This window comes from Affinundibacterium danionis, from assembly GCF_042432465.1.
GTDB classification, from domain to species: Bacteria; Pseudomonadota; Gammaproteobacteria; order Burkholderiales; family Burkholderiaceae_D; genus Undibacterium; species Undibacterium danionis.
This window is the reverse complement of sequence record NZ_JBHLXJ010000012.1, coordinates 86,528-97,295: the sequence shown is the minus strand read 5'-3', so window position 1 is coordinate 97,295 and position 10,768 is coordinate 86,528. Positions and strand designations below refer to the sequence as shown.

Sequence of the window (10,768 nt, the reverse complement as noted above, 5' to 3'; positions counted from 1 at the left end):
ACAGTGCGAACAGGCAAAAGCTATTTGCATAAGCCATCCCCAAACACACGCAAATAAATCGGGCTCGTCCAACAAACGGTTCAGATCGTGGCCGCTTCGCGTCACGATCTAACCTTACTCGTTAGATTTCTTCGCGTCGAAGCTATTACCATTGCTCGAAATTCAGAATGCTTTCGAGATGAGTTAAATTAACGCTCTGCCTAAGAGCACCATTCCAAAATACTTCTCGTTGTTGATAGTTTCCAGAACCCGCCCACTCCACAACTTTGAATTGAAGCCTTTGCGAAAATATCGAAAGCAGCTCATTGAGGTGCTTATCTAAGCCAGAATACCCAAACAAGACGGCCTCGGAGGATTCAGAAAGTGAAAAATAGAGATGCTGCCAGTATGAACTTAAAATTTCTGATGAAGAAATGACTGCTGGTTTGTGACGAATATGGGTTAGTACAATATGGGAGCTTGGTTCGGGCAGTAATGGGTTTAGTTCAAACCTAGATAGCTTCCTTATTACGCCATTTCTATTTTTGAAGAGTGGCGATCCATGTAGGTGTAAATAGTATCCAAAATTATTCCCCCATTTTCTTTCAAGGTGTGCGCTGTTGAATCCTGCATTGGTAATGCCATCAACGAGAGAGCCATTGAACCCGCTTACTAAGTTGTTGTCAATAAACAATTCGTACAAAAGCTTGTCATAGTTCAATGTTGCAACGTGGCTTTTTGTGGCTCTAACAAATTCAACGAGTGGAGTGCCAAATTCTTCAGGCAACGGATTATCAAAATCATATAAAGCCGTAGCTACTTGCGTAATGAATGATCGACATACGCTCGGAAAGTCCCAGCCATATTGCGACAGCCAGTGCAGGTCGTTTATTTGTGGTATTGCGCTTAAATATTCACACGAAGAAATAGCGACGTGAAGTTTGTCCAGATCATCTTCACCTTGCGGGCAATTTCCTAACTGATGTGGCAAACAAGCAGAGATTAACTGCTTATGAGCGGGGTCAAGGACATCGCCATCCCAAATGTGCTGTAGGGCATTGGGAAGGTAGAAGTGGTGTTGATTAAGAGCCATTCCTAACCCATTGCCGAAGATTAGTGTTTTTCTCATGGGGCCGATTCGTGAAATCTAACTTGTTTTAAAGCGAAAGAAACCGAAGTTAACACATCCTTAAAATTTGATCAACAAAGTTTCGAGCCGCTCAAAGTCCTTATCCAGCTTTACATAGCTTGATAATGTCTACTCACTTCGCGGTATAACAGAATCGACAAAAGAGGCGTGCTCATTTTGTGCAACAGAGCGAATCCACCGCAACTGAATCAACAATGAGTTGCTTGCACAACAGCAAGTCAAGACTATATACTTCACATACGATTCATATTCATACCATATCAAGGAAATTTCATGGGCATTGTCAATATCGATGAAGAGTTACACGATCAAATGCGTAAGGCGAGTGCGGTGTCTTGTCGTTCGATTAATGCGCAGGCGGCGTATTGGATTAAGGTGGGGATGCTGTGTGAGATGCATCCGACTTTGAGTTTTCATCAAATCATGGCGGAGGAAATGCGTGCCGCAGGGGTGGAGACGCAGGCTTTGCGGGTGGTGAGCGCATGAGTAGCACTATCATTAAACAGCCTGAAGAAATCGCTTTGATGGCGGAGGCGGGTAAATTATTAGCGCAGGTATTTACGCATTTGGATCACCTTGATCTGATCGGCATGTCAACCATGCAGGTCAACGATATCGTCGATCATTACATCACGCAGGATTTGCAAGCGCGACCAGCGAGTAAGGGGCAGTATGGTTATGCCTATGCCTTGAATTCTTCGCGCAATCATGTGGTTTGCCACGGTGTGCCCTCGCCTACCGAGATTTTGCAAAATGGCGATATCGTGAATTTTGATGTCACCTTGGAGAAGCATGGTTTTATTGCCGATTCTAGCAAGACCTATTTAGTCGGTGAGGTCGCGCCAGCAGCCAAGCGTTTGGTACAAGTGACCTACGAAGCCTTATGGAAAGGCATTAAGGCGGTGCGGCCTGGTGCGCGTTTGGGCGATATTGGTTTTGCGATTGAAAGCCATGCGCGCAAACATGGTTATACCGTGGTGCGTGAATATTGCGGGCATGGCATTGGACGCGAAATGCATGAAGCACCCGAGGTTTTGCATTGGGGTAAACCACGCACTGGATTAACGCTACGCGAAGGTATGGTGTTTACGATAGAACCGATGATTAACCAAGGTAAAGCCGCGGTCGATACTGAGGATGATGGTTGGTCGGTGGTGACGCTGGATGGCAAATGGTCGGCACAGTTTGAACACACGGTGGCGGTGACTAAAGATGGCGTGCGTGTTTTGACTTTGCGACCTGATGAAAAGCTTGGTGATTGAAAGTGCTTCACAAGTCGGATTCTGATATTACTCCCTCTCCCGTAAGCGGGAGAGGGTTGGGGTGAGGGAGGTTGATAAGCGAGAAAACACGTTACCTGCATACGCTTTCAATATCGAACGCGGCATCGAAATGCATTTCGTCAATCTGAACTGCCCTCACCCTAGCCCTCTCCCGCTTGCGGGAGAGGGGACATTTCCCCCACTTTTCGCTGCAGATCAAGGACGAAACACCTATATCCAAATTCAATTGGAAAATTGTCGCTTTTTCTATCACAATGATGGCATACGAAAGAGGATGCAAAGACATTCCCTCAATTCCCCAACCAAGATGCGGATAGCCCATGTTAAGCGACCATCAACAAGAGACGGTTCAAAACGCGATTCTCGAACACAAGACTGAACAGTTTCATCAAAGCGGCTTGCTGCCGATTCTTCATGCGATTCAAGATCGCCTCGGTTTTATTCCCGCCGACGCAACACCCATCATCGCTAAAGCGCTAAATTTGTCGCGCGCAGAAGTACATGGCGTGATCACGTTTTATCACCACTTTCGACAAGAGCAACCGACACAAACTATCGTTCAAGTTTGTCGTGCCGAGGCTTGTCAATCCATGGGTGCAGAAGCTTTGTGGCAACATGCTTGCCAACGTGCTAGTAGCCAAGGTAACGACAGCGCGATTACTTTAGAACCCGTGTATTGCCTAGGACTTTGTTCAACCGCACCAGCAATCAGTGTGAATGAACGTCCGTATGCACGCGTGAATGCGGCGCGTTTTGATCAACTGCTTAAACGTCATCAGGATACGCAAACTAGCAGCGCGTCATCAGCAGAACCAGCAAAGGAGAATACGAAATGAGTATTCGTATTTATGTGCCTGCCGACAGCGCAGCTATTGCCTTGGGTGCGGATGAGGTTGCTCAGGCAATACTCGCGCAAGCGCAACAGCGTGGTATCGAGATCGACTTAATTCGCAATGGCTCACGCGGTATGTTTTGGTTGGAACCTTTGGTGGAAGTTGAAACCGCTACTGAAACCACTACTGGACGAATCGCGTACGGTCCGGTTCAAGTAGAGGATGTGAGTGTTTTATTCGACGCTAATTTTTTACGTGGCGGCGCGCATACTTTAAGTCTCGGTTTAACCGAAGCGATTCCGTATTTACAGAAACAAGAACGCGTGTGTTTTGCACGTATGGGTGTGATTGATCCGCTATCACTCAGCGATTACGAAGCGCATCAAGGTTTTGCAGGTTTACGCCGCTGCTTGAGCATGTCACCTACCGAGGTCGTACAAGAAGTGCTGGATTCTGGCCTGCGTGGTCGTGGTGGTGCAGCTTTCCCAACGGGGATTAAATGGAAAACCGTAGCAGCAGCGCAAGCGCCACAAAAATACATTGTCTGTAATGCTGATGAAGGTGATTCGGGAACCTATTCCGACCGCATGACGATGGAAGGCGATCCCTACATGCTGATAGAAGGCATGACCATCGCCGCTATCGCGACAGGTGCAACGCAAGGATACATCTACATTCGTTCTGAATATCCACGTGCGATTGAAGTCATGCAAGCAGCGATTGCAAACGCCACAAAGGCGGGCTACTTAGGCGATCGCATCGTTGGCTCGTCGTATAGCTTTCACTTGCAAGTACGCAAGGCAGCGGGATCGTATGTGTGCGGTGAAGAGACTGCCATGCTAGAGAGCATTGAAGGCAAGCGTGGTGTGGTGCGTGCCAAGCCACCTATCCCTGCAATGCAAGGTTTATTTGGCGCGCCGACGGTGATTAATAATGTCATCAGCTTTGCCTCGGTGCCGCGCATACTTGAACGTGGTGCGGCTTATTACAAAAACATGGGCTTAGGTCGTTCGACTGGCACCTTACCGATTCAACTCACGGGCAATATCCGCTACGGTGGCTTAATCGAAAAAGCCTTTGGCGTGACTCTACGTGAATTGCTGTTTGATTTTGGTGGTGGTAGCGCCAGTGGACGTCCTATCAAAGCGGTGCAAGTTGGTGGCCCACTTGGTAGCTATGTGCCAGAACAATATTGGGATCTGCCCTTCGATTACGAAGCCTATGCTGCGGTTGGCGCAACGCTAGGGCATGGCGGCATAGTGGTGCATGACGACACCGCTGATTTATCTAAATTGGCGCGTTATGCGATGGAATTTTGTGCGATTGAATCTTGTGGCAAATGTACACCTTGCCGCATCGGTTCCACGCGTGGAGTCGAAGTGATAGAACGTTTGGTGCAAGCTAATGCTGATTCTTCACTCAAACCCGCGCAAGAAAAACTCTTACGCGATTTGTGCCACACCATGCAGTACGGCTCGCTGTGCGCACTCGGCAGTATGACGCCCAATCCGGTGATTTCTGCACTCAATTATTATCCGCAAGACTTTGGTCTGACAGCGGCAAATCCGGCTTCGGATCTATCCAAGGCCTAGGAGAACAAGATGCTTTCTCATTTAAAAGATACTGATTTCGGCACACCTCGTCGCGAATCTGAACAAACCGTTAGCTTAGAAATCGACGGTGAAATCGTCACCGTACCAGCAGGTACTTCCTTGATGCGCGCGGCGATGGAGGCTGGTGTGCAAGTTCCTAAACTGTGCGCCACCGATAGCTTAGAACCATTTGGCTCTTGCCGCTTATGTTTAGTCGAGATTGAAGGACGCAAAGGTTTTCCTGCCTCCTGCACTACACCTGCGGAAGCGGGCATGAAAGTCAAAACGCAAAGCCCGCAATTGCAAGAATTACGCAAAGGCGTGATGGAGCTATACATCTCCGATCATCCTTTAGATTGCCTGACCTGCGCTGCCAATGGCAATTGCGAATTGCAAGACATGGCCGGCGTCACGGGATTGCGCGAAGTGCGCTACGGTGTTGGTGCGGGCGATGGTAAAACTAGCGGCGGCAAGCATCATCTCGATAGCAAAAAAGATGAATCGAATCCCTACTTCACTTACGATCCATCCAAGTGCATCGTTTGTAATCGTTGCGTACGGGCTTGCGAAGAAACCCAAGGCACGTTTGCTTTAACCATTAGCGGCCGTGGATTTGAAGCACGCGTTTCACCGGGCCAAGATCAGCCATTCATGGAATCAGAATGTGTGAGTTGTGGTGCTTGTGTCGAAGCTTGTCCTACCGCGACTTTGCAAGAAAAAACCGTGATCATGCTGGGTCAAGCCGAGCACAGCAAGATCACCACTTGCGCGTATTGCGGTGTGGGTTGTGGTTTTAAAGCAGAGATGAAAGGCAACCAAGTGGTACGCATGGTGCCGTGGAAAGATGGCAAAGCGAATGAAGGACACTCTTGCATCAAAGGACGCTTTGCTTGGGGCTACGCAACCCACAAAGATCGCGTCACCAAACCAATGATACGCAAGAGTATTCATGATGCATGGTGCGAAGTGAGTTGGGACGAGGCGATCAATTATGCCGCTTCCGAATTTAAACGCATACAAGCCAAGTACGGCAAAGACGCTATCGGCGGCATCACCTCATCACGCTGCACCAATGAAGAAACCTATCTCGTACAAAAATTAGTGCGCGCAGCTTTTGGTAATAATAATGTCGATACTTGCGCGCGCGTTTGCCATTCGCCAACTGGCTATGGGCTCGGTCAAACATTGGGCACATCGGCAGGAACACAAACTTTTAAATCCGTCGAACATGCCGATGTGATTATGGTGATCGGTGCCAATCCAAGCGATGCGCATCCGGTGTTTGCCTCGCGTATGAAAAAACGTCTACGCCAAGGTGCAAAATTGATCGTGATTGATCCGCGCCAAATTGACTTGGTCGATGGACCTCATGTCAAAGCGGATTATCACTTACAACTCAAACCTGGCACCAATGTCGCCATCATCAGTGCGCTAGCGCATGTGATCGTGACTGAAGGATTAGTCGCGCAAGACTATGTACAACAACGTTGCGACGACAAATCATGGCGTGAATGGAGCGCATTTGTGGCGCGTGCTGATAACTCACCTGAAGCGATGGAGTCTGTCACAGGCGTTCCTGCAGCACACATCCGTGCTGCTGCACGCTTGTACGCAACGGGCGGCAACGCGGCGATTTACTATGGCTTAGGCGTAACCGAACACGCGCAAGGCTCAACCATGGTGATGGGTATCGCCAATCTGGCAATGGCAACGGGTAACGTCGGTCGTGAAGGTGTCGGCGTCAATCCTTTGCGTGGTCAAAACAATGTGCAAGGTGCTTGCGACATGGGTTCTTTCCCGCATGAATTGCCAGGCTATCGACATATTTCTGATAGCACGGTGCGTTCACAATTCGAAGCCGCATGGGGTGTCACACTCAATCCAGAACCGGGTTTACGCATCCCGAATATGCTCGACGCTGCGCATGCAGGCGAATTCAAAGGTCTGTATTGCGAAGGCGAAGATATCGTTCAATCCGATCCCAATACCCAGCACGTCACCGCCGCATTGATGGCGATGGAATGTTTGGTGGTACAAGATATCTTTTTGAATGAGACCGCAAAATACGCACACGTGTTTTTGCCGGGGTCTTCTTTCCTCGAAAAAGACGGTACCTTTACCAATGCAGAACGTCGTATCTCACGCGTGCGCAAAGTGATGCCGGCCAAGGCTGGTTATGCTGATTGGGAAGTGACGATGAAACTGGCGAATGCGCTGGGATATCCTATGCAGTATCAACACCCCAGCGAGATCATGGCAGAAATCGCCGCACTGACACCGAGTTTCCGTGGCGTGAGTTACGAAAAGATTGATCAACATGGCAGCGTGCAATGGCCATGCAATGAAACCACAGCAGAGACTGGCACCGCGATTATGCATGTCGATCAATTTGTGCGCGGTAAAGGACGATTTATCATCACACAATATGTCGCCACCGATGAAAAAGTCACACGCAAATTCCCACTCTTGTTAACCACCGGACGCATTCTGTCGCAATACAATGTCGGTGCGCAAACCCGTCGTACAGAGAACAGCCAATGGCATCACGAAGACCGTTTGCACATTCATCCGCATGATGCAGAAGAACGTGGCATACAACACGATGCGTGGGTCAAAATCGAAAGTCGCGCCGGTGATACGGTATTGCGTGCCTTTGTGACACAAACTATGCAACCGGGCGTGGTGTACACCACTTTCCATTTCCCTGAATCCGGGGCGAATGTGATCACCACCGACAATTCGGACTGGGCGACTAACTGTCCTGAGTACAAAGTGACCGCGGTGCAAGTCATGCCCGCCAAGCCAAGCATGGAACAATCTGCATGGCAGCAAGCGCAACAAGAGTTTGATGCTGAACAATTGGCGCTGGCACAGGTTGCCTGGCCTGAAAAAAAGCAGCCATCAACGACGCAATCAACAACTTGAACACGATGAATGCAAGTATGTCGATCAGTGATTTAGAAGTGCAGACCCAAGATACACGAGCGCAGCCAGTGATGCGTTTGCGCGATGGTCGACTGCAACAAGCGCAAGACCAAATCGCGCAAGAAGTTGCGGTCGCTTTTGTGTTTAATGGCATTGCCTTTGCAGTGATGATGGCGAGCCCAAGTGATTTGCACGATTTCGCCTACGGCTTCGCTTATTCAGAGGGCATCATCGACCACGCTACGCAAATCTATGATTGCGAAGCAAAGCAAGAAGCGCAAGGCTATACACTGGACATCACGATTGCCAGCGTTTGCTTCGCTCGACTCAAAGACAAGAAGCGTCAACTGGCGGGTCGCACTGGTTGCGGTTTATGTGGCGTTGAAAGTCTGGAGCAAGCGATACGCCAACCAGCGGCGATTCAATCCGAAATGCGTTTTTCCGCACCAGCGATTTCAAGCGCATGCAGTGCGATGCGCACGCAACAAAATTTATTAGAAGCGACAGGCAGCAGTCACGCCGCTGCGTGGTGCCATGCAGATGGAACAATTGCCGTCATTCGCGAAGATATCGGCAGACACAATGCGCTCGACAAAGTCATCGGTGCTTGCCTACGACAAAGCATCGCCATGCCACAAGGCTTTGTCTGCGTTACTAGCCGCGCCAGCTACGAGATGGTACAAAAAACTGCCAACGCAGGCATTCCTTTACTCGCTGCGATTTCCGGCGTGACCAGCTTAGCCATCGATATCGCGCAACAAGCTGGTTTATGTTTGCTCGGCTTCACCAGAGGCCAAGACTTTAGCGTCTATTGCCATCTTCAACGTTTATACTTCACGACAACATGAACACTCTCGACAAACTCATCAAAATGGCGAATCAAATCGGCACTTTTTTTGAAAGCTTCCCTGATCGGGAAGAAGCCTTAGACGGTATCGCCACTCATTTGAAAAAGTTTTGGACTCCTGCAATGCGACAAACCTTGGTTACCGCACTTGACGCCAATCAAGCGGATGGACTGAATGCCATCGTCACACTCGCAATTACGAAACATCGTGCCAACATCATTGCTACTTCCAAGCAATAGTCGTGTCCAACAGCATATGGCTTTCGCACGTAGCCTTAGCACTGAGCTCTCTTAATACGCTTTCTCAATGCACTTGCCAATTGAAGCTTTCATTTTTTCAACAAATAGAAAGCTCTAGTTCCAACAAAACGAGTATCTAGTTCTTTTGAGGTATTACTACACCATGATGGCGTGACTAGACTTGATTTGGTCAAGGTTGATAATCAACCCAATTCGATGCTGCACTAGCATCCTCCCAATCAGGAGTCACGTTATGTCACAGTTTTCCGATTTAAAAATAAGCTTACGCCTCGCTATTGGTTTTGGCATTCTAATAGTAATGATGCTAGGCATGGGCAGCATCGCTTGGCTACGATTTACCGAAGTCGATGCCGTCAATACGCGCATCATTGAAAAAGATTGGGTGAAAGCAGAATCCGCCAATATCATCAATGCGACCACACGAGCCAATGCGCGCAACACGATGGAACTCTTAATTGCAGAAGATCCGAAGCAAGTTCAAGCCATCAAACAATCGATTGAAAATAATAAAAAAATTATTAGCGATGCGCTCGACACGCTCAAGCAATTAATTTATCTACCAGAAGGCAAAGCTCACTTAGCGAGTTTAACCGAGCGACGTATCGCCTATGTTGCTTCATTCTCAAAAGTTGCACGTCAAATTGATGCTGGTGACCGCGCGGGTGCAACGCTCACGATGAATCGAGAAACTCTACCCGCTTTAGACGCATTACAAGAACCTATCGTCGCACTGACAAAACTACAAAAACAAATCGTGATAGATAGCAGTCAAGAAGTACGTCACCGGATTCAAGCCGCTAGTTTTTTATTAATCGGGTTGATGCTAACGGGATCATTGCTTGGCATGGGATTAGCGTGGTTCATCGCGCGTTCGATTACGCGTCCACTGAGCGAAGCAGTGCATATTGCGCGCACCGTGGCTGCTGGCGATTTGACTAGCGTGGGCGAAGTGAATAGCAAAGATGAATGTGGTCAACTACTACAATCGATGCAAGAGATGAACACTAGCCTGATCACGATTGTGCATCATGTGCGTAACGGCACCGAATTGATGGCGACAGCCTCGCACGAAATTGCGGATGGCAATATGGAGCTTTCATCACGCACCGAACAACAAGCGAGCGCACTCGAAGAAACAGCAGCGTCGATGGAAGAATTAGCATCGACTGTGAAACATAATTTTGAATCGGGTGTACATGCCAATCGACTCGCCGAATCCGCCGCGCAAGTCGCAGCTAAAGGCGGTGCTGTCGTTAGCGAAGTTGTGCACACCATGGAAGTGATTAATTTATCATCAAAAAAAATTGCCGACATTATCGGCGTCATCGATGGCATCGCATTTCAAACCAATATCTTGGCACTAAACGCGGCGGTAGAAGCCGCACGTGCTGGTGAACAAGGTCGAGGCTTTGCGGTTGTTGCTTCAGAAGTTCGCTCACTCGCTGGCCGCTCTGCCGCGGCAGCCAAAGAAATCAAAACGCTAATTACCGATTCGGTCAGCAATGTTAGCGATGGTTGCCGATTGGTAGAACAAGCAGGCAGCACGATGGATGAAATCGTCGTACATGTGCGCCGCGTCGCCGATTTGATGGGTGAGATCACCACTGCCAGCCGTGAGCAAACCACTGGCATCGAACAAGTGAATCAAGCAGTTGGACAGATGGATACCGTCACACAACAAAATGCGGCTTTGGTAGAAGAAGCTGCCGCTGCGACGCAAGAGCTCGATCACCAAGCGAGCCTACTAGTGCAAGCGGTCAGCGTATTCAAAATACCTATGCCAACTTCTAGCATTGCAGCAAAACGAGCGATAACGGTACGCTCAAACGAAACAGAAATGCCAGCTTTGATTGGAATTTGAGTTGCGCTCAATTACCAAGAGCACGCACTACAAAAAA

General features: G+C 48.8%; 9 protein-coding genes. 8 read left to right on the top strand and 1 reads right to left on the bottom strand.

Annotated elements, in window-relative coordinates; translation table 11 throughout:
- Positions 1–145 precede the first annotated feature (145 nt).
- A complete protein-coding gene (locus ACFFJH_RS11230) occupies positions 146–1,108 on the bottom strand; it encodes a hypothetical protein (RefSeq protein ID WP_390212617.1) in 963 nt (320 codons plus the stop codon).
- 294 nt (positions 1,109–1,402) lie between these two features.
- Here ACFFJH_RS11230 and ACFFJH_RS11225 point away from each other — a divergent pair, with 294 nt between their 5' ends.
- The 8 genes from ACFFJH_RS11225 (at position 1,403) to ACFFJH_RS11190 (ending at position 10,731) form a co-directional block, all read left to right on the top strand.
- Positions 1,403–1,615 (top strand): ParD-like family protein, encoded by a 213-nt coding sequence (locus tag ACFFJH_RS11225; RefSeq protein ID WP_212685195.1) that lies wholly within the window; start codon positions 1,403–1,405, stop codon positions 1,613–1,615.
- 8 nt (positions 1,616–1,623) lie between these two features.
- Positions 1,624–2,391, top strand: coding sequence for a type I methionyl aminopeptidase (gene map / locus ACFFJH_RS11220; protein WP_390212625.1), 768 nt, complete (start codon positions 1,624–1,626; stop codon positions 2,389–2,391).
- A gap of 341 nt (positions 2,392–2,732) precedes the next feature.
- A complete protein-coding gene (locus ACFFJH_RS11215) occupies positions 2,733–3,248 on the top strand; it encodes an NAD(P)H-dependent oxidoreductase subunit E (RefSeq protein ID WP_390212615.1) in 516 nt (171 codons plus the stop codon).
- Positions 3,245–4,837: a formate dehydrogenase beta subunit gene (locus ACFFJH_RS11210; RefSeq protein WP_390212612.1), complete on the top strand. Its 1,593-nt coding sequence runs from the start codon at positions 3,245–3,247 to the stop codon at positions 4,835–4,837. Before ACFFJH_RS11215 ends, ACFFJH_RS11210 begins: the two co-directional genes overlap by 4 nt.
- 9 nt (positions 4,838–4,846) lie before the next feature.
- Positions 4,847–7,762, top strand: coding sequence for a formate dehydrogenase subunit alpha (gene fdhF / locus ACFFJH_RS11205; protein ID WP_390212610.1), 2,916 nt, complete (start codon positions 4,847–4,849; stop codon positions 7,760–7,762).
- Positions 7,763–7,779: 17 nt separating this feature from the next.
- Positions 7,780–8,610 carry a formate dehydrogenase accessory sulfurtransferase FdhD gene (fdhD, locus tag ACFFJH_RS11200; RefSeq protein ID WP_390212608.1) on the top strand — a complete coding sequence of 277 codons (831 nt, stop codon included), beginning with the start codon at positions 7,780–7,782 and terminating at the stop codon, positions 8,608–8,610.
- Positions 8,607–8,849, top strand: a complete 243-nt coding sequence (locus ACFFJH_RS11195) for a formate dehydrogenase subunit delta (RefSeq protein ID WP_390212606.1) — start codon at positions 8,607–8,609, stop codon at positions 8,847–8,849. Before fdhD ends, ACFFJH_RS11195 begins: the two co-directional genes overlap by 4 nt.
- Positions 8,850–9,102: 253 nt before the next feature.
- Positions 9,103–10,731 (top strand): methyl-accepting chemotaxis protein, encoded by a 1,629-nt coding sequence (locus ACFFJH_RS11190; protein WP_390212605.1) that lies wholly within the window; start codon positions 9,103–9,105, stop codon positions 10,729–10,731.
- Positions 10,732–10,768 lie beyond the last annotated feature (37 nt).

Coding starts and splice junctions, on each gene's coding strand:
- ACFFJH_RS11215 (WP_390212615.1), top strand. CDS start 2,733: ATGTTAAGCGACCATCAACAAGAGACGGTTCAAAACGCGATTCTCGAA.
- fdhD (WP_390212608.1), top strand. CDS start 7,780: ATGTCGATCAGTGATTTAGAAGTGCAGACCCAAGATACACGAGCGCAG.
- ACFFJH_RS11225 (WP_212685195.1), top strand. CDS start 1,403: ATGGGCATTGTCAATATCGATGAAGAGTTACACGATCAAATGCGTAAG.
- ACFFJH_RS11190 (WP_390212605.1), top strand. CDS start 9,103: ATGTCACAGTTTTCCGATTTAAAAATAAGCTTACGCCTCGCTATTGGT.
- ACFFJH_RS11230 (WP_390212617.1), bottom strand. CDS start 1,108: ATGAGAAAAACACTAATCTTCGGCAATGGGTTAGGAATGGCTCTTAAT.
- ACFFJH_RS11210 (WP_390212612.1), top strand. CDS start 3,245: ATGAGTATTCGTATTTATGTGCCTGCCGACAGCGCAGCTATTGCCTTG.
- fdhF (WP_390212610.1), top strand. CDS start 4,847: ATGCTTTCTCATTTAAAAGATACTGATTTCGGCACACCTCGTCGCGAA.
- ACFFJH_RS11195 (WP_390212606.1), top strand. CDS start 8,607: ATGAACACTCTCGACAAACTCATCAAAATGGCGAATCAAATCGGCACT.